Annotated in this window: 22 protein-coding genes; 11 read left to right on the top strand and 11 right to left on the bottom strand. The window is 43.1% G+C overall.

Features of this window, described 5'->3' with window-relative positions; genetic code table 11:
- Window positions 1–50: 50 nt before the first annotated feature.
- From GQS54_RS15035 to GQS54_RS15025, 3 genes are all read right to left on the bottom strand, one after another.
- Entirely contained in the window at window positions 51–788 is a 738-nt protein-coding gene (locus GQS54_RS15035; RefSeq protein WP_166424795.1) for a DUF481 domain-containing protein, read from the bottom strand.
- A 48-nt stretch (window positions 789–836) separates the two neighbouring features.
- Window positions 837–1,550, bottom strand: a complete 714-nt coding sequence (locus GQS54_RS15030; protein ID WP_166424826.1) for a DUF481 domain-containing protein — start codon at window positions 1,548–1,550, stop codon at window positions 837–839.
- A 194-nt stretch (window positions 1,551–1,744) separates the two neighbouring features.
- Complete coding sequence (locus GQS54_RS15025) at window positions 1,745–2,572, bottom strand: HDOD domain-containing protein (protein WP_166424794.1); 828 nt, start codon at window positions 2,570–2,572, stop codon at window positions 1,745–1,747.
- 171 nt (window positions 2,573–2,743) lie between these two features.
- On the opposite strand from GQS54_RS15025, the gene GQS54_RS15020 reads away from it, so the two are divergent.
- Window positions 2,744–3,685: an alpha/beta hydrolase gene (locus GQS54_RS15020; RefSeq protein WP_166424793.1), complete on the top strand. Its 942-nt coding sequence runs from the start codon at window positions 2,744–2,746 to the stop codon at window positions 3,683–3,685.
- Here the strand turns inward: GQS54_RS15020 and GQS54_RS15015 are convergent.
- From GQS54_RS15015 to ampD, 8 genes are all read right to left on the bottom strand, one after another.
- Window positions 3,682–3,930 carry a DUF1289 domain-containing protein gene (locus GQS54_RS15015; RefSeq protein ID WP_166424792.1) on the bottom strand — a complete coding sequence of 83 codons (249 nt, stop codon included), beginning with the start codon at window positions 3,928–3,930 and terminating at the stop codon, window positions 3,682–3,684. The two genes, GQS54_RS15020 and GQS54_RS15015, sit on opposite strands and share 4 nt — an antisense overlap.
- 184 nt (window positions 3,931–4,114) lie before the next feature.
- A complete protein-coding gene (locus GQS54_RS15010; RefSeq protein ID WP_166424791.1) occupies window positions 4,115–6,196 on the bottom strand; it encodes a M13-type metalloendopeptidase in 2,082 nt (693 codons plus the stop codon).
- Between the two features lie 294 nt (window positions 6,197–6,490).
- Window positions 6,491–7,915, bottom strand: a complete 1,425-nt coding sequence (gene lpdA, locus GQS54_RS15005; RefSeq protein WP_166424790.1) for a dihydrolipoyl dehydrogenase — start codon at window positions 7,913–7,915, stop codon at window positions 6,491–6,493.
- 112 nt (window positions 7,916–8,027) lie between these two features.
- Window positions 8,028–10,046: a dihydrolipoyllysine-residue acetyltransferase gene (gene aceF, locus GQS54_RS15000; protein ID WP_166424789.1), complete on the bottom strand. Its 2,019-nt coding sequence runs from the start codon at window positions 10,044–10,046 to the stop codon at window positions 8,028–8,030.
- A 21-nt stretch (window positions 10,047–10,067) separates the two neighbouring features.
- Window positions 10,068–12,740: a pyruvate dehydrogenase (acetyl-transferring), homodimeric type gene (aceE, locus tag GQS54_RS14995; RefSeq protein ID WP_166424788.1), complete on the bottom strand. Its 2,673-nt coding sequence runs from the start codon at window positions 12,738–12,740 to the stop codon at window positions 10,068–10,070.
- 107 nt (window positions 12,741–12,847) lie between these two features.
- Window positions 12,848–13,603, bottom strand: coding sequence for a GntR family transcriptional regulator (locus GQS54_RS14990; RefSeq protein WP_166424787.1), 756 nt, complete (start codon window positions 13,601–13,603; stop codon window positions 12,848–12,850).
- 216 nt (window positions 13,604–13,819) lie between these two features.
- The gene (gene ampE / locus GQS54_RS14985) at window positions 13,820–14,632 is read right to left on the bottom strand and encodes a beta-lactamase regulator AmpE (protein ID WP_166424786.1); all 813 of its coding nucleotides are present in this window, start codon (window positions 14,630–14,632) and stop codon (window positions 13,820–13,822) included.
- A 28-nt stretch (window positions 14,633–14,660) separates the two neighbouring features.
- Window positions 14,661–15,230: a 1,6-anhydro-N-acetylmuramyl-L-alanine amidase AmpD gene (gene ampD / locus GQS54_RS14980; RefSeq protein WP_166424825.1), complete on the bottom strand. Its 570-nt coding sequence runs from the start codon at window positions 15,228–15,230 to the stop codon at window positions 14,661–14,663.
- Window positions 15,231–15,324: 94 nt separating this feature from the next.
- On the opposite strand from ampD, the gene GQS54_RS14975 reads away from it, so the two are divergent.
- The 10 genes from GQS54_RS14975 (at window position 15,325) to GQS54_RS14930 (ending at window position 23,511) form a co-directional block, all read left to right on the top strand.
- The gene (locus GQS54_RS14975) at window positions 15,325–15,861 is read left to right on the top strand and encodes a TIGR02281 family clan AA aspartic protease (protein WP_240919960.1); all 537 of its coding nucleotides are present in this window, start codon (window positions 15,325–15,327) and stop codon (window positions 15,859–15,861) included.
- Between the two features lie 48 nt (window positions 15,862–15,909).
- Window positions 15,910–16,752, top strand: a complete 843-nt coding sequence (nadC, locus tag GQS54_RS14970; RefSeq protein ID WP_166424785.1) for a carboxylating nicotinate-nucleotide diphosphorylase — start codon at window positions 15,910–15,912, stop codon at window positions 16,750–16,752.
- 208 nt (window positions 16,753–16,960) lie between these two features.
- On the top strand, window positions 16,961–17,407 hold the full coding sequence (locus GQS54_RS14965; RefSeq protein ID WP_166424784.1) for a prepilin-type N-terminal cleavage/methylation domain-containing protein: 447 nt from the start codon (window positions 16,961–16,963) through the stop codon (window positions 17,405–17,407).
- A gap of 68 nt (window positions 17,408–17,475) precedes the next feature.
- Window positions 17,476–18,681, top strand: coding sequence for a type II secretion system F family protein (locus tag GQS54_RS14960; RefSeq protein WP_166424783.1), 1,206 nt, complete (start codon window positions 17,476–17,478; stop codon window positions 18,679–18,681).
- Between the two features lie 105 nt (window positions 18,682–18,786).
- Complete coding sequence (locus GQS54_RS14955) at window positions 18,787–19,659, top strand: A24 family peptidase (protein ID WP_166424782.1); 873 nt, start codon at window positions 18,787–18,789, stop codon at window positions 19,657–19,659.
- Between the two features lie 12 nt (window positions 19,660–19,671).
- Entirely contained in the window at window positions 19,672–20,280 is a 609-nt protein-coding gene (coaE, locus tag GQS54_RS14950; RefSeq protein WP_166424781.1) for a dephospho-CoA kinase, read from the top strand.
- 142 nt (window positions 20,281–20,422) lie between these two features.
- On the top strand, window positions 20,423–21,175 hold the full coding sequence (gene zapD, locus GQS54_RS14945; RefSeq protein ID WP_166424780.1) for a cell division protein ZapD: 753 nt from the start codon (window positions 20,423–20,425) through the stop codon (window positions 21,173–21,175).
- Window positions 21,176–21,203: 28 nt separating this feature from the next.
- A complete protein-coding gene (yacG, locus tag GQS54_RS14940; RefSeq protein ID WP_166424779.1) occupies window positions 21,204–21,434 on the top strand; it encodes a DNA gyrase inhibitor YacG in 231 nt (76 codons plus the stop codon).
- A 157-nt stretch (window positions 21,435–21,591) separates the two neighbouring features.
- Window positions 21,592–22,335 (top strand): glutathione peroxidase, encoded by a 744-nt coding sequence (locus tag GQS54_RS14935; RefSeq protein WP_166424778.1) that lies wholly within the window; start codon window positions 21,592–21,594, stop codon window positions 22,333–22,335.
- Window positions 22,336–22,488: 153 nt separating this feature from the next.
- Window positions 22,489–23,511 (top strand): alpha/beta fold hydrolase, encoded by a 1,023-nt coding sequence (locus tag GQS54_RS14930; protein WP_166424777.1) that lies wholly within the window; start codon window positions 22,489–22,491, stop codon window positions 23,509–23,511.
- Window positions 23,512–23,616 lie beyond the last annotated feature (105 nt).

Below are 23,616 nucleotides of genomic sequence, written 5' to 3'. Positions count from 1 at the left end.
CCCACAAAAAAAGGCAACATAAGTGCCTTTTTTGTGGGTACGATGCTCGTTTAGAAGAAAGTGTAAACGATCGTTGCAGCTGTTTGTGTATCTAGCTTCTCTGTATCACTGGACACGTTGGAGTTGTGATCCAAGGTAAACGTCAATTTCATCGACAAGGAGCTGTTTATCTTGGCTGATAGCGAAGTGATTGATTTTGACTTGGTGTTATCTTCACCGACTTCAGTACTCATTGTTTGTTTAAATGTGGCCGTATCAGAAACTTTCCAATTGAAGCCTAAAGCACCACGAACAATGAAACTGTCTGCGTCTTCACCTTCAGAGGTTTCAGCAAATGAGTAACCAGGACCCACACTGTATTCAAACTTTGTGGTTTCGTTGTCCCACAACTTTTGGCTCCAACCCGCTGCAACCGTTGATTGATAGTTAAAGCTACTGAAACGATCATCTTCGTACGAACCGAATGCGAATAAACGGTGATCAGGATTAGCTAACTTGTAGTTACCTTGACCCGATACAAAGAATTTTTGGGCGGTGGTTTGTGTTTCGCTGGTATCGTCGTCAAGGGCGACATCGTCATTTTTATATAACCCTTCAAACAAGAAATCATTACTCCATTGTTCTAGCTCTTGGTGAGCAGACAATTTTGCATTTAAAGAGGTCGTTTCAGTATTACCCGATGTAGCGATAAAGCCTAGCTCGCCATCCATAGTAAATGGTTTGACTTCTTCTTGGGCGAAGGCATTTCCGGTGAGTAGTAGTCCGGTAGCGATAAGCGTTTTGTTCATAAAAAATATCCTTAAGGTGAAAATTAAATTTGTTAGGGCAATAACGAGTTAAAAAAAATGGTAAACGAGCGTCACAGCGGTTTCCGTGTCTAAGCTCTCTTGGGACACTTCTGCATTACTATTGTGTTCCATAATAAACGATAACTTCATGGCTAATGAGCCAAAAATTTTAGTGGAAAGTGACGTCTCAGATTTGGTTCTGGTGTATTCGGGGTCGGTTTCAGTGCTGATAAACTGACGAAACTGCGCTGACTTTGAAATTTCTAATGTGTATTCCAAAGCGGTCCGCAGGATGAGACCTTGCAAGTCATCATTCTCTTCATCATTTTTTGCCTCACCGATGGCGTATCCGGGCCCTACGCTATACTTAAATTCACTGAATTCGTCACGCCAAAGACGTTCACTCCAGCCACTAGCGACTAACGTTTGGTAATCATAAATATCGAAACGATCATTTTCGTATTCAGCATAGATGAATATACGTTCATCAGGGGAAGCAAGTTTGAAATCAATTTGAGTTGAGATAAAATTCTTCTGTGCAGTTGTCTCATCATACTCTTGCCCGTCTTCGCCCTCTTTAGAGGTTGTATAACGGGTACTAGCGATAGCTTGATAGCTCCACTTTTCTAGTTCGTGACTAATGTTAAATTTGGCGTTTAAACTCGAGGAGTTGGTGTTGCCTTTGTTGGCCAGTATACCTAATTCACCGGTAGCTGAAATACGGCTACCAGATTCTGGAAGCGAGCCAACGCTGTCCGACATATAGAGAGAACGCATAATGTTAATCTGAGCATGACAGGGGAAACACAGAGCCAGCAAAAGTAGGTATCTGAACATTATTCTTCGAAATAAGATTAGTAAACACAGGACGATGCGCGGCATTATAGCTAACTGGTGTTTAAAATGCATCCCTATACACGAGCAAAGCCTAGAACTTTAGACTAAGCTTTAATCAATTAAGACCGCAGTACACTTATCAGCGTCGCAGCTTCTATTTGAGCAAATTTCATGCTGTCGACAACATCTTGTTCCGTTAACCTCATCTTTTGCAATAACGAATGGGAAATTAAATTTGAGAGATTAAACTTTTCCGGTTCAACCAACGTTAATGCCGCTCGGTATACTATGAACATCAATCCATCAGCTTGGGTGCCGTTAATCGTTTCGCTGTGGGCATTGGGCAATGATTGATATAAATTGGATGGCAAGTTCCATTGCTTGAGTAACGCATAAGTACAATCGGTATAACAGAAGCCGAGTATATTTTCTTGGCTCTTCCATGGTGGTACGTCGGTACTATATTCAGCACATTGTGTCGCAAAATTTGGCGTATCGGCTGCTACAAGCAATTCACCAATATTATGCATTAAACCGATGACAAAATAACGTCCACTGGTGCGAATACGAGCCATTTTTGCCAGATTTTTCGCCACTAAGGCTGCGTAAACACTTTGTAGCCAAAAACGATTTAAATCGATCGCATCATTGCTGAAGTGCTCAAATGCGGAACTGGCAGTTTCTGCCATCATTAAATTGTAAAGGGCTTCTCCTCCTATAACGGTTATCGCTTTGTCGATATCGTCTATTTGGTACTCGAAGCGAAATAGAGCGCTGTTGGCTAATTTAAGGAGCTTAGCGCTAAGAGCTGGATCGTTCGATATTATCTTTGCTATGTCAGTTGAGTCGGATTTATTATTATCAAGTAGACGTCGTATCTGAACACATGTTTGCGGTAGGGTGAAAGATTGCGTAGCGCGCAGAGCATATTCTTCGGCAGATAACATATAACATTCCCTTTACTGTTGTTGGTTCAGTATAAGCATTGAACGAGGTATGCGGAACTAAAGTCACTTTGCATAGCCAAAAGGGTAACAGTGCTAAACGTTATTCTATCTTGGTATGGCCATATTTTTGCGCATACTGTGGGCTAAAAACTATTTTAGGTTACAATTTTTATGGCTAAGAACCAGTTAATCGAACTAAATTGCAAAAATAATGCAGCACCACTTCAGATTGCATTCGATACCTTCGGTAACCAACAGAATATACCTTTGATGCTAATTATGGGACTTGGTGCTCAGCGCATTTTCTGGGAAGATGAGTTTTGTCAATTGCTTGCAGAACAGGGCTTTTGGGTCATTCGTTTCGATAATCGAGATGTGGGGGAAAGCACATACATCGACGATAAGTTTACGCCAAATTTATTGCAACTTATTGCAAGTGGTTTACTCGGTGCGCAGGTTCCTATCCCTTACACATTAGTTGATATGGCAAAAGACGTTATTGGCTTAATGGAACATTTAAATGTGCCCAAAGCGCATATTGTTGGTGCGTCTATGGGAGGCATGATTGCGCAAATTCTAGCGATTGAATATCCGCAAAAGGTACTGAGTCTAACGTCAATTATGTCCAGTACAGGCAATAAGAATTTGCATAGGCCTAATAGGGACGTCGTCTATAAATTGCTTAAACCAATGCCTAAAAAACGGGATAAAGGAATTGCTAGTGGCATTGAATTTTGGCGAACGCTTCACGGAGATTATTATACCTTTGATTTTTTGCGTACCTCAAAATTGATTAACAAAGCATACGACCGGGGGCTTAATCCAGAAGGTGTATTGCGACAATTTTCTGCAATATTAGCTGCCAAAGATAGAACGTCCGCATTAAATTCATTATCCCTGCCTACTTTGGTTATTCACGGTGATGCAGATCCTATGTTGCCAGTCAGTAATGGGCATGCAACAGCGAGTGCAATTGCAGGTGCGAAACTCCGAATATATGCTGGCATGGGACACACCTTGCCGACTGAACTATGGCAACAGATAGTGGATGATATTGCTCTCGTTGCATCCTCGGCAAACAATAATCGTGAGGCTCTGCAAGAAGTCTGCTAATCAAGCAGATCGCCTTGTACTGGGTCCTCAGATATAACGGGTTCTGTGCTGTGCTTGCGGGCAAACGCGCGCTTTTTGCGTAATACACACGCTTTAACAATTTTACTCTTAACGTGATCGTCTAAGTTAATCCAGTGCAAACGTTCCTCTCTAGAACGGTAACATCCTAGACAATATCCACGAGGACCCGACTGGCATATACCAATACATGGGCTGTCTATGTGGAATATTTCGAGTTGTTGCAATGCAGGGTTCTCAATCACTTGATTGATTAAAGTTTACGATGAGCTGACGTAAAATGGTACTGCTAACAATGATGGAGTTTTAAAATTAACTTACCAGCACAAACGCCTAGCACAAAACCATGCATAAAAAAGCCAACTCAGATGTGATATCCGAGTTGGCTGTGATATTGCTGTTTAATTTATATTACCAAATTTTAACGCGGTCTTCTGGCGCCAGATACATCTTATCGCCTTCTTTAACATCAAAGGCTTTATAAAAGGCGTCTACGTTACCTACGATACCATTTACACGGTACTCGCCAGGTGAATGGGGGTCGCTCAGCAAACGAGCACGTAATGCATCTTCACGCATTTTGCTACGCCATACTTGGGCATAACCCATAAAGAAGCGTTGGTCGCCCGTTAAGCCGTCAATGACTTTACCTTCGTCATTTCCAAGAGACATGTGATAAGCCTTATACCCAATGGTTACACCTGCTAAATCGCCGATATTCTCGCCAAGGGTAAGTTCACCATTCACATGTTGGTCAGGGATGGGCTCAAAGGCATTAAATTGCGCAACGAGTTTTTTGCCCAAAACATCAAATGCACTGCGATCCGCATCACTCCACCAACTGCGTAAATTGCCATCGCCATCATATTTAGAACCTTGGTCGTCAAATCCGTGACCAATTTCATGCCCTATAACAGCACCTATCGCACCGTAGTTAACGGCGTCGTCAGCAGTCATGTCAAAGAAAGGTGATTGTAGGATCCCTGCTGGGAAGACGATTTCATTGCGCACTGGGCTGTAATAGGCGTTGATAGTTTGCGGCGTCATGCCCCAATCTGCTTTATCAACAGGTTTGCCGATTTTAGCTACGTCAACTGCATGATCAAATTCAAAATAACGAATGTAATTACCAACCAAATCATCAGCATCAATTGTCAAATCATCGTAGCTGCGCCATTTATCAGGGTAACCAATTTTAGGTGTAAACTTAGCGAGCTTTTCACGAGCGGCTTTTTTGGTTTCAGGCGACATCCAATCTAATGTATCAATGCTTTCACCGTAAGCTTTGGTTAGATTTTTAACTAACTCATCCATTTTCGCTTTAGCTTCAGGCGTAAAATGACGTTCGACATATTGTTGGCCTAGGACTTCACCTAAGACACTACTGGTAGCGGCAACGGCGCGTTTCCAGCGAGGTTGTTGTTCTGGAATACCATTTAATGTTTTTGAATGAAAATCAAAATGCAGGTTTACCAGCTCTTCGTTTAATTGCGATGCATACGCGTCAACAAGATTGTAAGTAAGATAGTTTTTCCACACTTGCACGTCATGATTCGCGTAAATTTCACCAACGGCTTCAAAATACGGCATATTGCGAACGATGATTTCCTCAACACTACCAATGCCACTCGCATCTGCATACGCCTGCCAATCAAAGCTACTACCCATTAGGCTTTTGACTTCTTCGGTACTGCGCTTGTTATAGTTCTTTTCTGCATCGCGACTTTCAACACGCGAAATATGTTTAGAGGCAATGTCTTTTTCTAAATCCATTAAGTCACTAGCCGCGACTTCAGGGTTTTCAACACCAGCAGTAGCAAGCACGTCGGCCATATACTTTTGTGTAGCTTGGCGAAATTTCACAAATTTATCATCGTCTTTGCTGTAATAATCCCGATCAGGTAATGTTAAACCACCTTGGATTAAATACATGCCCACCACTTCAGGATTTTTCGCGTCCGGAGAGACATAAAAATTAAATATACCACCAATACCTTTTGTATAGAGTTCACCAAACTTAGCTGATACTTGTTTCATATCACTGATATTATTGATGCTATCAAGCTCGGCTTGCAAAGGAGAAAGGCCTAATTTGTTTGCGAGATCAACATCCATATAGCTGTTGTACATGTCGCCTAATTTTTGCGTGTTAGAGCCTTTTTGGGCATCCGTGTCCGCAGCTTCTTGGATAAGCGCTTTCAGATTATCTTGCGTGTTATCGTATAATACATTGAATACACCGTAGGTCGACTTATCGCCGGGGATCTCTGTATTTTCTAACCAAGTACCGTTTACATGACGAAATAAATCGTCTTGTGGGCGGACACTTTCATCGATCGCGGTTAAATCAATACCAGATAATACAGGGGCTTTTTTCTCAACAACTTTCATTGCCTCTTGCTTATTTTCTGATTTTTGTTCTGGCGCAGGACTGCATGCGCTAAGACCCAAAGCAATGCACACGCTCATTGCTACTAAAGATAGCTTTTTCATATTTTTCCTTGTGATGTGATGATACCCCTTTGTGCCTAAAGTACCTTTAGGGCGCGGTATACTCACTTTTTTTCTGTCGTTTTTAGCAGTCAGCAGTCTAATGACAACTTGAGGTGAGTGCAAAAACCTTGGATGAATAAGTGTGAAAATTTGTAACATAAGTCGTTTAGCTGAATAACTCGTTATTTCGACGCAGCTTACGATAAAAGAGATGTTTCTTCAGGTTCAAAGGCAATAAAAAAGGGCCTTCGAAGGCCCTTTTGACGACGGAACTTGGCAGTTCCTCGGCTGTATTTATTTCTTCTTCTTCGCTTTTGGATTAGGTAAATCTGTAATGCTACCTTCATACATTTCAGCGGCTAAACCAATAGACTCATTCAATGTAGGATGTGCATGGATGGTTAATGCGATGTCTTCTGCATCAGCACCCATTTCGATCGCAAGACCGATTTCACCCAACATTTCACCCGCATTCGTTCCAACAATGGCACCACCGATAATGCGATGTGTGTCTTTATCGAAAATAAGCTTAGTCATACCGTTAGTGGCAGCAGAGGCAATTGCACGACCAGAAGCCGCCCAAGGGAAACTAGCTGTTTCATAGCTAACACCTTGTTCTTTTGCTTCTTTTTCAGTTAATCCAACCCATGCCATTTCTGGTTCGGTATAAGCAACTGACGGTATACATTTAGGGTCGAAGTAATGCTTCATACCAGAGATAACTTCGGCAGCTACATGGCCTTCATGAACAGCTTTATGGGCTAGCATAGGCTGGCCTACTAAATCACCGATCGCAAAAATACTGCTAACGTTGGTACGCATTTGCTTATCAACATTGATAAAGCCGCGCTCATCTACCGTTACGCCTGCTTTGTCAGCGTCAACTAACTTACCGTTAGGGCGACGACCAACAGCGACTAATACTTTGTCGTATTTAACGGGTTCTGCTGGCGCTTGTTTGCCTTCAAACGTTACGTATAAACCGTCTTCTTTTGCTTCAACCGCGGTTACCTTGGTTTCAAGCATGATATTGAATTTATCTTTAACGGTTTTTTGATAAATTTTGACGATGTCTTTATCAGCAGCTGGAACCAATTGGTCCAAGAACTCTACCACATCGATTTTTGACCCTAGCGCGCTGTATACCGTGCCCATTTCAAGACCGATGATACCGCCACCCAATACGAGCATTTTTCCAGGGATGTCAGCCATCTCCAGTGCGCCAGTTGAGTCAATTACACGAGGATCATCTTGTGGGATAAAAGGCAAACTAACAGGCTCAGAGCCGGCCGCGATAATTGCATTATCAAAAGAAATGGTTGTTTTGCCATCGTCGCCAACAACTTCAAGCGTATTGGCACCAGTGAATTTTCCGTAGCCTTGAACATGCTTTACTTTACGCATTTTAGACATACCAGCAAGACCGCCGGTTAGTTTGTCAACGACACTGTCTTTCCAACCACGAATTTTGTCTAGATCAAATTTTGGTTCACCAAAATCTACGCCATGAGCAGATAATGCTTTGGCTTCTTCTATGACTTTCGCGACGTGAAGCAATGCTTTAGAGGGGATACAACCTACGTTCAAGCATACACCACCCAGTTTGCTGTTTACGTCAACAATTACAGTTTCGATACCTAAGTCGGCTGCACGGAAAGCTGCGGAATAACCACCGGGGCCCGCACCAAGCACTACCAACTGAGTTTTTATTTCGCTCATTTTGACCTCAATCTATTGATTTTCTTCCAGACTCGACGAAATTCTACCTAGCCGACGACTGGTTAGCAAAGAAAAGGCGATAACTTTTTGCACATTATCGCCTCGCTATTCGTTACAGTAACATTTCGCGTAAATCACCCAAGACTTTACTTAAGTGCACAGCAAAGCGTGCGGCAACTGCACCATCAATGACTCGGTGATCGTAAGACAGCGATAAAGGCAACATTAGCCTTGGCTCAAAGTCTTTACCGTTCCATTTCGGCTTCATTTCACTCTTAGACACACCTAATATGGCGACATCCGGAGCATTTACAATAGGTGTAAACGCAGTTCCACCAATTCCGCCTAAGCTAGATATGGTAAAACAGCTGCCTTGCATGTCAGTGGATTTCAGTTTGCCGTCTCGGGCTTTAATGCTTATTTCCATTAACTCTTTTGATAACGCGTATATGCCTTTTTTATCGACATCACGGACTACCGGTACTACAAGACCATTTGGCGTTTCAACGGCAATACCCACGTGGAAATACTTCTTCTGGATCAAGCTTTCGCCAGAGGCAGATAATGAAGAATTAAATACAGGGTAAGCTTGAAGCGCATCGGCAACGGCTTTCATCATGAACACCAATGGTGTTATTTTAAAGCCAAGCTTTTTCTTTTCAGCGACAACATTTTGTTGCTTACGGAAGGCTTCTAAATCTGTGATATCAGCTTCTTCAAACTGTGTAACGTGCGGGATAGTTACCCAGTTACGATGCAAGTTTGGACCAGAAATTTTCTGGATACGGGTTAATGGAATTTCTTCTATTTCGCCGAATTTACTGAAATCAACCTTAGGCGGCGCAAGTACTTGTAAGCCACCGCCGCCAGTACTGACAGAAGAGCCTGCGGTCATTTTAGGACGAGACAACTCGTACTTAACGTATGATTGTATGTCTTCTTTCAATACGCGATTTTTTGGACCTGTCCCCTTAACCTGAGATAAGTCTACGCCAAATTCCCGCGCCACACGGCGCACTGAAGGTGATGCATGTACTTTACCTGCTTTACTGCGCTCACCCGCCGAAGGATGATGGGGAACGGGAGCAGATCTAGGAGTGTTTTTTGCCGGAGCAGCGGTTTGAGCAGCTTGGGGTTCAGGAGCCTTTGGTGCTGCTTTAGGGGCTGCCTTTGGTGCACTACCTGCTACTTCCAACAATAATACAACTGAACCTTCCGATACCTTGTCACCGACATTGATTTTCAGCTCTTTTACCACACCCGCTTTAGGCGCAGGTACGTCCATGGTCGCTTTATCAGTTTCTAGGGTAATTAAACCAGTTTCTTCGTCGATTTTATCGCCAACGGCAACTAAAACCTCGATGACGTCAACATCAGTGTCTCCACCAATATCAGGAACCTTTACTTCAATTATTTCAGGCTCACTAGAGGCTTGCTCTTCTTCCACAGCAGGAGCACTTTCAGGCTGACTTTGTTGAGTTGGAGCCGATTGTGCTTGAGGTGCAGCGTCAGCTTTCGCCGGGGCACTTCCTGCTACTTCTAACAACAATACCAAAGAGCCTTCAGATACTTTATCCCCTGTTTTGACTTTAATTTCTTTAACGATACCCGCTTTAGGAGCGGGCACGTCCATGGTCGCTTTATCAGTTTCCAGGGTAATTAAGCCAGTTTCTTCATCAATGCTGTCACCTACTGCAACCAGTATTTCAATGATTTCAACATCAGTGTCTCCACCGATATCAGGTACCGTTACCTCAATGACTTGAGCCTCAGCTGCCTCTTGAGTCTCCGCTGCCCCTTGAGGCGCTTCTTGCTCAGCCTTTGACGCCGCGGGTGCTTGCTCTTCCTGAGCTGGCGCAGGTGCTGGTGTTTTGTCTTCTTGCGGCGCACTGGCACCACTGGACAACTTCATAATGAGCTGGTCTTGGCTGATTTTATCGCCTACGTTGACAGAAATTTCACTGATTTTTCCAGCGAAAGGAGCAGGAATATCCATGCTCGCTTTGTCGCTTTCTACTGTAATCAGTGATGTTTCAGCCTCTACGTCGTCGCCAACGGCGACAAGTACTTCAATGACTTCTACTTCATCGCCACCAACATCGGGTACCAATACATCTTTTATATCTGACATTTTGATTAAATCCTCTAATGGTTACGCGTAAAGCGGGTTAATTTTGTTTTGGTCAATGCCAAACTCTGCAATGGCGTCTAGCAACACTTTTTTGTCGATATCGCCAGCGGTCACCAACTCACGAAGCGCTGCAATAACGACAAATTTCGCATCTACTTCGAAATGGTGACGCAAATTATCGCGGCTATCAGAGCGGCCAAAACCATCAGTGCCTAACACTTTATATTGACCAGGAACAAAAGCACGAACTTGATCTACATAGCTCTTGATGTAATCCGTAGCGGCAATTGTTGGGCCGTCAAAACCGTTATTCAATACGGTTGTGATGTAAGGAACGCGTTGGTCTTTTTCAGGGTTGAGTAAGTTAAAATGCTCACAATCAACACCGTCACGGGCCAGTTCATTAAACGAGGTGACGCTATACACTTCTGAAGCGACAGAATATTTATCATGCAAAATTTTTGCTGCTTTGCGCACTTGCTCAAGTATGGTGCCAGAACCAAGAAGCTTAACTTTCTTCTTGTTGTTTGCATTACCTTGATGTTCAAGCTTGTAAATACCTTTTACGATACCTTCAGTAACGTTCTCTGGCATGGCAGGTTGAACGTAGTTTTCGTTCATAACGGTCAGGTAATAGAAGACATTTTCTTGCTCTTCGAACATACGACGCATGCCGTCTTGTACGATAACTGCAATTTCATAACCATACGTAGGGTCGTAAGACACACAGTTCGGGATTAAAGCCGCTTGGATGTGACTGTGCCCATCTTGATGTTGCAAACCTTCGCCATTAAGCGTTGTTCGACCGGCGGTGCCGCCTACTAAGAATCCGCGGGTTTGGCTATCGCCTGCAGCCCAAGCCATGTCGCCAACGCGTTGGAAACCAAACATTGAGTAGTAAATGTAAACCGGGATCATCGGTAAATCGTTCGTTGAGTAAGACGTACCAGCAGCAACAAAAGATGCCATTGCACCTAACTCGTTGATACCTTCTTGCAGTACTTGGCCTTTTTCATCTTCACGATAGTAAGCCACTTGGTCTTTATCTTGTGGAACGTACTTTTGACCGCCATTAGAGTAAATACCTACTTGACGGAACAAACCTTCCATACCGAAGGTACGCGCTTCATCAGGAATGATTGGCACCACGCGTGAGCCAACTTTTTTGTCCTTTAACATTACGGTTAATACCCGTACAAATGCCATAGTGGTCGATATTTCACGATCACCAGAACCTTTTGTAATCGCTTCAAAAGCTTTAAGCGGCGGTGCCGGTAGATCTTCTGTGCTTTTCGCTAAACGAACAGGCATATAACCATGTAATGATTCACGACGAGAGCGTAAGTATTTCATTTCATCGCTGTCTTCAGCGAACTTGAAGTAAGGCAGGCTAGCAATATCTTCGTCAGCAACAGGGATATTGAAACGGTCGCGATAGTGACGTACTGATTCGATATCCATTTTCTTAACGTTATGCGCGATGTTTTTACCTTCGCCTGCAGCACCCATACCGTAACCTTTAACGGTTTTAGCTAGGATAACCTGAGGACGACCTTTCGTTTCAGTTGCGCGTTTATACGCAGCATAAACTTTAACGGGATCATGTCCGCCACGGTTCAAGCGCCAAATATCATCATCAGACATATTCGACACCATTTCTTTTAGTTCAGGGTACTTACCAAAGAAGTTCTCACGGGTGTAAGCGCCACCTTTAGCTTTGTAATTCTGATACTCGCCATCAACGGTTTCGTTCATAACGTCAAGTAACTTACCTGATGAATCGCGGGCCAATAATGGATCCCAATAGCGACCCCAAATAACTTTCAACACTTCCCAACCAGCGCCGCGGAACGTGCCTTCAAGCTCTTGAATAATTTTGCCGTTACCACGTACCGGTCCATCTAAACGTTGTAGGTTACAGTTAATAACAAACGTTAAGTTATCGAGTCCTTCACGTGAAGCAAGGCCAATAGCACCTAAGCTTTCTGGCTCATCTACTTCGCCGTCACCCATAAAGCACCACACGCGCTGATCTGAACAGTCTTTCAAACCACGGCTTGTGAGATACTTAAGGAATCGAGCAAGGTAAATAGCCTGCATCGGACCAAGACCCATTGATACCGTAGGGAACTGCCAAAAATCAGGCATAAGTTTAGGGTGCGGGTAAGACGAAATACCTTTGCCGTTCACTTCTTGACGGAAACCATCAAGCTGCTCTTCGCTCAAACGACCTTCAATGAAGGCGCGTGAGTAAATACCCGGTGATACGTGGCCTTGAACGAACAAAAAGTCGCCGCCGTCTTTATCATTGGGTGCACGGAAAAAGTGGTTAAAGCCCACATCGTAAAGCATGGCTGATGAGGCAAAACTTGAAATATGGCCACCTAGCTCTAAATCTTTCTTAGAGCCACGAAGCACCATCATCATCGCGTTCCAGCGGATGGCTCTGCGGATATTAGCTTCGAGGGTTTGATCACCAGGCATAGTTGGCTCTTGGCCAGCTGGGATCGTATTGATATATGCTGTGGTCGCATCATAGGGCAGGTAGGCACCATTGCGACGGGCTTTGTCTATTAAGCTTTCTAGCAAATAGTGCGCACGGTCAATGCCTTCCTCTTCTAATACTGCGTCAAGGGCATCTAACCATTCTTGCGTTTCTTGTGGATCCACATCCGGATGCATCATATCAGCCATGGTGCTCTCCTATATTTAAAGTTGTTTATTAAATTTACTCTTAACTTCAGTCGTACAATCATTAGGTTAACTGAAATAAAAAGCGATTCATTGTTTACTTAAAACGATTACTCTTTTACTTCTATTCTGCGTAACGCTCTTTGCATACGCATGTCTTGACGATTTATGTCTAATAAAGTCTTCTCTATGTATGCAAGGTGTTCGTTACTCGCATCACGAGCCAATTTAGGATCGCGTTTGATAATTGCTTGTACAATATTTTTACGCTGCGAATTAATCATATGCTGTGCATCTGGGTAAGCAGCTAGAAAAACTAAGTTTCGGTGAATATTATCTTTCAGTAGCGCTTGAAAGCTGCGCATAACATGTAGTAAAACCACGTTATGTGCTGCGACAGCCATCGTTAGATAAAATTCAACCAGCGCCTCAGCTTCTCGATTGTGATCACTTTTCTGCGTAGCACTGGGTAAATTTGACAGTGCGTCTTGCAGAGCGTCGTAATCACTCTGCTGTCCTCTTAGCGCAGCGTAATAAGCTGCCATTCCCTCGAGTGCATGACGAAATTCCAGTAAATCAAATTGGGTTTCAGGCCGAGTGGTTAATAAGGCCATCAACGGGTCAGTGACCAAGGTATTCATCCGGCGTTTTACAAATGTTCCGCCGCCTTGCTTGCGCTCAACTAATCCTTTGGCTTCCAGTTTTTGAATGGCTTCTCTGACGGAAGGGCGAGACACGGCAAATTTGAGCGCTAATTCACGCTCTGACGGCATTTTTTGTCCAGAAAGAAAAGTGCCGTCTATCAACATGGATTCAATACGCTCCATTATTTCATCGGACAATTTTTTTGTACGAACATGCTGCATGTCGTGTAACCACTCCTGTCTTCTAAAACCGTATGTTTGAAAGCAAAACACACAAATTGGACAATTGGTAAGACCAATTAGCCCAATAGCTTAGAGCAGTATTGCAATTGGGTAAATGTCTATTTGTATAAAGCGTGTTAAATATAGTAATAAAAAGCGAGTAGACAACCCAAATCGCGGGAGATTTAGCGGATTTGGGTCGACTGGTCTGAGGTGTTAGTTAAGCCAACCCACTAAGGTTAATCCTGAAATAACAGCCATTAGAAAAAGAATATTGCGCTTAGCTAAGCGAACCAACGTGCATGGCTCTTCAGTACAATTGTGTTCATCTGGCTCGACATCTTCAGCCGCTCTTGAAACATCTATGAGTAGTTTTTTCGCCGGAATTTTGGGCGTCAAAAAGTGGCCTAGCCAAATAGGCAGTGCATGTGAAAAGTGACCAACCAACAAGAAGCCTAATGCTGTGATACGTACTGGTAGCCAATCTAAGAAATACATAATCTTGTTTACTGTATTATTTTCATGGCCTATACGTGATTCGGCAGCTCGCGCTAATACGTATAAAACAGCCCCCGGAGCCCCCAAAATTACAAAAAATAGTGCAACGGCGGCATAATGGCGATAATTCTGCCAGACTAAGTTTTGCCCAAAAGTCCCAGGATTTTGATTATTTTCAATGATTTGGTCGGCGTAAAGGTTACAGGCCTCCATGTCACCACGGTTTGCGGCTTGTAAATAACATTTATAGGTAGCTCGAACGCTGGGGCAACCAACACAGACCATAAGTATGGCGGTACTGATTATAAAAGCGATAATTTGTCCGACCGCGAATGTGAGTGCGCAAAAGATAAGTAAAGAAGGCAACGCAATAATAATGACTAACAACAGGAGCGATGTTTCGCCTGACAACCAATCGCGGTTCTGCCATCTGTCTAGGTATTTAGCGCTGTAAAAGTCAGCTTGCCAGTAACGAGACTTAGTTGTGACACGCTCCACGAACAGCACCAGTAATAAACTGATTAATGTCATGCTTTATTCCTCATTGTTATCGTTATTATTATAGGTTTTTCTTAGGCTGTATGCCTTGCCTAAGGCGCGGCCAATCAAAAGCAAGACCCGGATCGGTTTTACGCCCTGGAGCAATGTCATTATGCCCTACGACCCTGCCAAGACTAATCTTAGGATAAGCATACATAATGGCATTACTTAGTTCAGTTAGCACGCGGTACTGAGCCGGTGTGTAAGGAATATGGTCTGCCCCTTCTAACTCAATGCCAATAGAGTAATTATTGCAGATAGCTCGGCCTTGAAAACACGATTTACCAGCATGCCAAGCGCGTTGGTCAAAGGGAACAAATTGAACTATTTCGCCATCACGTTTGATCACGCAATGGGCCGATACGCGTATTTTATGTATCTCTTTAAAGTAAGGATGCGCTTCAGCATTTAGTTTGCCGACAAAAAAATCTTCTATATAACGGTTATCAAATTGATTCGGAGGTAACGAAATATTGTGTATAACCAACAATGAAATATCACTGGGGTCGGGACGTTCATCTTTATGGGTCGTGAGTATTTGACGAGCACCGTTAACTAGATGCTGATCAATTAGTGCATCAACGGTCATATTGTTTAGTAATGATGAAGGCAACACAGCAACCCTGTTAAATCTCAGTGAGATTGGTATTATTTAACGTCACACAGTAAAAGTCGAATCGAATATGTCAAAAGATGAAACACCAGCGGCCACTGAATCGAATCAAAGCGCCATGGGAAAGTGGATGTTGATACTTGCTTGGGGGGTGGGATTGGGTCTGCTAACCTTGTTATTTCACAAGCAGTTGGCCGAACAACTCAACCCTAATACTGAACCCTACAGTCAAACCACCGGTGAAAGGATTGAGGTGCAATTGCAACAAAATCGTTACGGGCATTATGTTACCAGTGGCTTAATCAATGCTCAACCTGTGGTGTTTATGCTTGATACTGGCGCAACCGACGTGTCGATTCCCAGTGCGTTGGGGCCTAGTTTAGGTCTAAAGCCTGGAATAAGAGCCTGGGTACAAACGGCCAACGGTCGGCTGCAGGTTGCTCGTACCGTTATTGCTGAACTGCAAATTGGCGGCATCGTTTTACGAAATGTTACCGCTCACTTGAACCCGGGCATGATGGGAAATGAGATATTGCTTGGGATGAGTGCATTGAAACAAGTAGAATTCGCCCAACGAGGGGATAGGCTGATCCTACGTAGCGAATAAATATTTCTTAATTTCCTAAAATCTAATTTATAAAGATAAAGAGTGAACATGTTACAACAAGCAATTCAAGAAGCGGTTAAAACTGCATTACTGGAAGATTTAGGCGGTCCAGACTGCTCAATGGGCGATATTACGGCTAATCTTATTCCTGAATCTCAACATATAACCGTGAATATAATCACCCGCGAAGATTGTGTTATCGCCGGTAAAGAATGGGTGAATGCAACTTTTTTGTATCTTGATGAAACGACCGATATTAAGTGGTACGTCGAAGATGCCCAGCACGTTAAAGCAGATACCGTTTTATGCCAGATATCTGGTAACGCTAGAGTAATTTTAACCGCTGAACGAACCGCGTTAAACTTTTTGCAAACCTTATCGGGCACTGCCACCGTCGTGGCTGATTATGTGCAAGCCTTAGGCACCAGTAAAACTAAGTTGCTAGATACGCGCAAAACCTTACCTGGATTACGACTAGCGCAAAAATATGCAGTGACGTGTGGTGGCGGCAAAAATCATCGTATCGGCCTGTTTGATGCCTATCTTATCAAAGAAAACCATATCTTAGCGTGTGGCTCTATCGCCAATGCCATCAATAAAGCGCGTGAGATGCATCCTGATATTCCAGTTGAAGTGGAAGTAGAAAACCTGGATGAGCTTCAACAAGCTCTAGACGCACAAGCAGATATTATAATGTTAGATAACTTCTCCTTAGAAGATACTCGTAACGCCGTAACGTTAACAAACGGCGCCAGCAAATTAGAAGTGTCAGGCAATATTACCAAAGAACGTATCGCCGAGTTGGCGCAAGTTGGGGTTGATTATATCTCCAGTGGAGCCCTCACAAAACATGTGCAAGCTATTGATTTATCGCTAAGAGTCGTTAGCTAGCTATTCTTCTTTTCGTCGTTATCTCAATGCGCTCTTCTGGCTTAAAATGTTAAGTTGGTAGTTCCATACACCTAGGTATAGCCCCGCATACTTGTCAGTTGGTCGGGACGTTCTATACTGAATTGGAATTAGCAACACGCCTTGTTACATATTCGTAACAGGGCGTCACTTAACAAAACATGCACCGCACAAGTGCAGGAGAGACTTCATGAACACAACTGATACGAATACAGCAACGACAGCAAAACAAAGTGGATTTACTCTAATAGAATTAATGATTGTGGTTGCCATTATCGGTATTTTGGCCATGATTGCCTTGCCTGCATATCAAACTTACACCGCAAAAGCGGGTTTTAGTGAAGTCGTCTCGGCTGCGGGTCCTGCGAAAACCGCGGTTGAGATATGCGTACAAACGGGTATCCCCGCTAACTGTGATGATATTGCCGATCAGGCTGGTTGGGCAGCAGGTGCGTTAGTCAATACGGTTGTTATTTCTGGTACTGAAGCTGCAGGTTATGTTGTTACGGTCACGCCAAATGCAGATGTGCAATCTGGTGTGACAGCGGACGAAACCTATGTATTAACCGGCACGGTAGCTAATGGCTCTGTGAATTGGGCCACATCAGGCGGTTGTACCGCAGCTAACTTGTGTTAATAGGCTAGCTAAGCCAAATATTGCCCAGCTGTTCACGTTGGGCTTTTTTATTTAAGAGACAACCACTTATGCCTAAAGCCACCACTACATTTGTATGGAGCGGAGCAAATCGTAAAGGTCAAACCGTTAAAGGGGAGATCAGTGCGGTATCGGTATTAGAGGCCAAAAACCTGTTACGTCGCCAGGGCGTATCGGCTAAAAAAGTTAAAAAACTGCCTAAACCGTTATTCGGTGGACAAAAAATAAAAGCGGTTGATATCAGTATTATCTCCCGGCAAATCGCCACTATGCTAAGTGCTGGCGTCACGCTAATCCAAACCATAGACATGATCGCCGGCGGCCATAACAATCCTAATATTCGTAAAATGTTGGGTGAAATTGGCAATGAAGTCAAAGCGGGTAATCCGCTGTCGGTGGCGCTGCGCAAGCATCCTGCTCAATTTGATGACCTGTATTGTGATTTGGTGGCGACCGGAGAGCAATCCGGTGCACTTGAAACCATTTACGAGCGCATTGCTACTTACAAAGAAAAAGCGGAAGCCCTGAAATCGAAAATTAAAAAAGCCATGTTTTATCCCGTGGCGGTCATCGTGGTCGCTTTTATTGTGACGACAATATTGTTAATTTTTGTGGTCCCCCAGTTTGAAGAAATTTTTAGTAGTTTTGGCGCTGAATTACCGGCCTTTACTCAGTTTGTGCTGGGTATATCACGTTTTTTACAAGATTACGGTTTGTTTCTTGCTGTTGGTTTGGTGGTTGCTAGTATCGTCTTTAGCAAGTGCTATAAAAAATCGAAACGCTTAAGAGATAGCCTAGATGCTAAGTTACTTAAAATTCCTGTAATCGGTTTGATCTTAAAAAAAGCCGCGGTGGCCAGATTTAGTCGTACCCTTGCTACGACCTTTGCAGCCGGGGTGCCGCTAATTGGGGCATTAGATTCTGCTGCGGGCGCCTCGGGTAATGCAGTCTTTCGCGACGCGATTTTATTCGTTAAGAAAGAGGTTGCCGGTGGTACGCAAATGAATACGGCGATGCGGGCAACGGCGGTGTTTCCCGATATGGTGACGCAAATGGTGGCCATTGGGGAAGAAGCGGGTGCGGTTGATGATATGCTCAGTAAGATCGCCACTATTTACGAGGCAGAGGTGGATGATATGGTTGATGGGCTGACCAGCTTACTGGAGCCCATGATCATGGCTGTACTCGGCGTGGTTATTGGTGGCTTAATCGTGGCGATGTATTTGCCTATCTTTGAAATGGGCAATGTAGTATAAATTCAATGCTAAAATTGTGTGCCGCGAATGCTCTTCAAGGCCTAGTTTCGGTTGGATTTTTCTGGCAAGCTAGCGACCTTTAATCGCCGATAAAAGCTTTTTGTAATGGACGCAACTCTTCAGCTAATGGCTGACTCCCCAGCATTTTTTCTCAGTTTCGTTTTTATCGTCAGCTTAATGATTGGTAGTTTTCTTAACGTGGTTATTTACCGCTTACCCGTCATGATGGAACGCAGTTGGAAGGCTGATTTTCAAGCCCATTTCAATACTGATGAACAAAATACCCAAACTGACCCGTTCAATTTAGTGAAACCGGATTCAACTTGTCCTAAATGTCAGCATAAAATTCGTGCGTGGGAAAATATCCCTGTTATAAGCTGGCTGATACTGCGCGGGAAATGCAGCCATTGTCATAATCGTATTTCTATTCGTTACCCTTTCGTCGAGCTATTTACTGCGTTGTGTTCAGTTTGGATTGCTTGGCATTTCGGTTATTCGATATCAGCATTAGCTGGGGTATTACTAACATGGTTGTTGATAGCGCTGATTTTTATCGACATTGATAGCATGTTATTGCCGGACCAGTTAACGCTGCCTCTACTGTGGATGGGGTTATTATTTAGTATTGTTAATCCATCCGTTACCAGTATCGACTCAATTATAGGGGCATCGGCAGGATACTTAAGTCTATGGTCGGTCTATTGGGTCTTTAAACTATTAACCGGTAAAGAAGGAATGGGTTATGGCGATTTTAAATTACTGGCGGCGCTCGGCGCGTGGATAGGTTGGCAATATCTACCTATAGTAATCCTGTTGTCCTCATTAGTAGGCGCGATAATCGGCATCAGTATTTTAACCCTGCAAGGTAAAGATAAGGGACAGGCGATACCGTTTGGTCCTTATTTAGCCATCGCAGGCTGGTTGACGTTGTTATACGGGGATTGGATTGCGGCACAATATTGGCAGTGGGTGAGATGATGAGTAACTATTATGAGTAAGTACGTTGTAGGTGTAAGTGGCGGGATTGGCAGCGGAAAAACGACCGTAACTAACGCGTTTGCCAAGTTAAATGTTGATATTATTGATGCTGACGTGGTTGCCAGAGATGTGGTTACACCAAGGAGCGGCGGCTTGGGCGCGATCGTAGAAAAGTTCGGGCCTGATATATTAGATAAAGATGCCTGCCTTAATAGACGCGCTTTAAGACAGATTATCTTTAGTGACGAACAGGCTAAAGAATGGTTAAACAATTTATTGCATCCGCTTATACGACAAGAAACGCTGCGCCAAACTATCGCTGCTACATCAGAGTATTGCATACTCAGTGTGCCGTTACTTATTGAGAACGGCAGTTACAAAAACGTTGATCGTGTTCTGATTGTAGATGTACCAGAAGAGACGCAATTAGCTCGCAGTATGGCGCGGGATAATGCCGATGAAACATTAATTCGATCTATTATGGCGGCCCAAGCGAGTCGAGAACAACGACTTGAGGTTGCTGATGACGTGATAGATAATAGTGGCAACGAAAGTGCACTGATGGAGCAAGTTACTCACCTACATCATTGTTATCTTGGGTATGCGGCCGCTCTCGGCTAATCTTGATTTAACGTTATTAATGACGTTTTTTAGCTGTCTCGATGTAATAAATCTAATCTAATGGTAAACAATTTGTGTTTTTTGCTGTCTAATTGTTTGTGCTTTTTTTCTTACCAACTTTTCACACAACTTTGAGAGAGTAATGCCCCAAGCAATTTATGAATTTCCGCTCAACGAAAAAGTCAGAACTTATCTGCGTCTTGAGCAACTTTTTCAACAATTAAACCAAGTGAAGCATGCAACTGAGAGTTGGCAATACATTCATTTTCTATCGTCTTTATTCACTCTGTTAGATTTACTTGAGCGTCTGGATCTACGAACTGATGTATTAAAAGACTTAGAGGCCCATGAGAAAAACTTGGTTTTGTGGTCACAACATCCCAATATAGATAATGACGCATTACAATCCGCATTGCAGCAGATTTTACGTTTGCGGGAAGAGTTTAAAGGTGCCAAAAAATTTGGTTCTGATCTAAAAGATGACCGTTTTTTGGCGGCGATCCGTCAGCGATTTTCTATTCCAGGTGGGACTTGTAGCTTTGATTTACCCAGCTTACATTATTGGTTGCAACAACCCCATGAGCGACGTCAAAGCGATATTAAAGGCTGGATGTCAGAAATCGATTTGATTGACCGTGGTTTGCAAATTATTTTGGCGTTTTTGCGGGAACGAGGCAGATTTAGCACAATGGAAGCAGCTAAAGGATTTTATCAAGGCATTGCAGACGATAAAAATGAGTTAATTCGGGTTATAAGCGCGACAGACCAAGGGTATTATCCAATGTTAAGCGGTAATAAATACCGTTATGCAATACGTTTTATGTTGTTCACTCCCAATGTAAATGGTGGTACCGCTGTAGATGAACATGTCGTGTGTAAACTGGCACGTTGTTAGTAATAGAAATTTAAAAGAGGAGCACGTGGTGGAAGTAGATTGTCCTTCATGTAAGAAGCGTGTTGAATGGGCTGAAAGTAGTCCGTATCGGCCATTTTGCAGCAAAAATTGTCAACTTATCGATCTAGGTGAGTGGGCTGATGAACAAAAAGCGATACCAAGCGGATCGTCAAAAGATGCTGAAACGTCACAATTACCTGATATAGAAGATATTGAGGCTATGTTGAGCCAACAAGGTGATGACTTTTTTAAAAGCTGATCAGGTTTTTGATTCAAATAGTAAAGTCACAATGTAAATATTATTAATCGCTTTTATAGATTTAGCTGATAGATTTTAATTGCTTATTATATTTAAGAACGTGCGCTATATTAGCGTCATCGAAAAATGATTAACCCAATAAACAACTGGAGATATTATGTCTAATCCAAATTTTGCAGATAAAACTGGCCAAAAAGTGCCTAATGTTACTTTTCCTGTACGTGTAAATGATGAATGGGAAACACGCACTACTGACGAGATATTCGGTGGTAAAACCGTTGTTGTTTTCTCATTGCCGGGCGCTTTCACACCGACTTGTTCTTCAACTCACCTGCCGCGTTATAACGAATTAGCCAAAGTTTTTAAAGCTAACGGTGTTGATGAGATCGTGTGTATTTCAGTCAATGATACGTTCGTAATGAATGCTTGGGCAGCTGATCAAGAAGCACAGAACATTAGCTTGTTGCCAGACGGTAACTGCGAATTTACCGATGGTATGGGTTTACTTGTTGATAAAGCAGACTTAGGTTTTGGCAAACGCAGCTGGCGCTATTCTATGTTGGTAAAAGATGGTGTGGTAGACAAAATGTTTATCGAACCAGATTTACCAGGTGACCCCTTTGAAGTTTCTGACGCTGACACGATGCTTGCGTACGTTGCCCCAGACGCACGTAAACCTGCACCTGCGGCTATTTTCACTAAGCCTGGTTGCCCATTCTGTACTAAAGCAAAAGCATTGCTTACAGAAAAAGGTTACGAGTTTGAAGAGCTAGTGATGGGTAAAGAAATTACGTTTACGGGAATGAAAGCAATTTCTGGTCGTGATTCATGGCCTCAAGTTTTCATCAACGGCCAACATATCGGTGGCAGCGATGATTTGGCAGAATTTCTTAATAAGTAATTTTACCGTTCGTTAAAATACCAAAAGGGCTAACAGTGTTAGCCCTTTTTTATGGATGATAGTTAACTAATCTATAACGGTCATATGCCCATAGCAATCGGTTGTCTTGACAGATATTATGGCTGCAATAAAAACCATGCAGATGCTTACCCTATGATACTTAAACAATTACTGACAGCTTTTTCTCTTTTATGCTTATCGTTTGCGGTCAATGCTTCAATTGATGAGGGCTTAACAAATTTTGATGCTCTTTATCAAAGTGAGTTGGGAGATATTGTAGATTGTGAAGCGCAATTTGAACATCGATATAGCGTATGTTCAAACCTATTAAAAAATGATGGTAATGCGCCATTCATACTACACCACGGTTATAAAACTCGAAAAGTGTTTGTATTATTTCATGGCTTAAGTGATTCACCTTTCTTTTTAACGTCTATCGCGCAAGCGTTATATGATGAAGGTTATAACGTTATGGTGGCACTTCTGCCAGGTCACGGCAGAAAAGATGCCGACCAAGATATGCAAGACCCAAAGCTAGCGGCGAGGTGGCACAGCAATATACAGAAAATGGTTGCTATAGCTCCTTCATTTGGTGACGCACTTTATATTGGAGGATTTTCTACGGGCGGCACATTAGCTGTGCAGTATGTGCTTGAAAACCCAGGAAAAGCTAAAGGGTTACTGTTATTTTCTGGCGCGTTGGCATTGGATTCAAGCGTCGAAACAATGGCTAACATTTGGGGAATTAAATGGTTAGCCAAAACCTTGGATGGCGATTATCAATCGATCGGCCCCAATCCATATAAATATCCTAGTGTGGCGCGCTATTCGGCATTTCAGCTCACGGATGTGATTTTTTCTATACGTGAAATGATGGCACAAAATCAACCGTTAGATCTTACCATTTTTGCCGCACATTCAGAGGCTGATGTGACTACTCCCATCGTTGGCGTGAATGATCTATTAGCGTATAACAAGGGCGAAAACACCTTGTTTTCGATCCCTAAATACTTAGATGTATGTCATGCAGATTTAGTCGTTAATAAGACGCAAGTTGAGCAGATCAATTTTGATGAAACCCAGGTGATAGAAATTTTGCCCTGCAGCATACCGAAGGCTAATCCACAACATCAAGAAATGCTTCAAGCACTGAAAACATTTGTGAGTAAGCATTAACGTTAATTGTTATTGGTGGTATTCCGTATAGGGTCTGCTGGCGTGCGCTTATATTTGTGTATCATTGAACAAAATGATCGATTACCCACTGGAGTATTAGTCTAG

The sequence above is a fragment of the Paraglaciecola sp. 20A4 genome (assembly GCF_011378905.1).
Taxonomy (GTDB): Bacteria; Pseudomonadota; Gammaproteobacteria; order Enterobacterales; family Alteromonadaceae; genus Paraglaciecola.
Note: the sequence above shows the minus strand (reverse complement) of the source record. Positions and strands in the feature narration are given on the sequence as shown.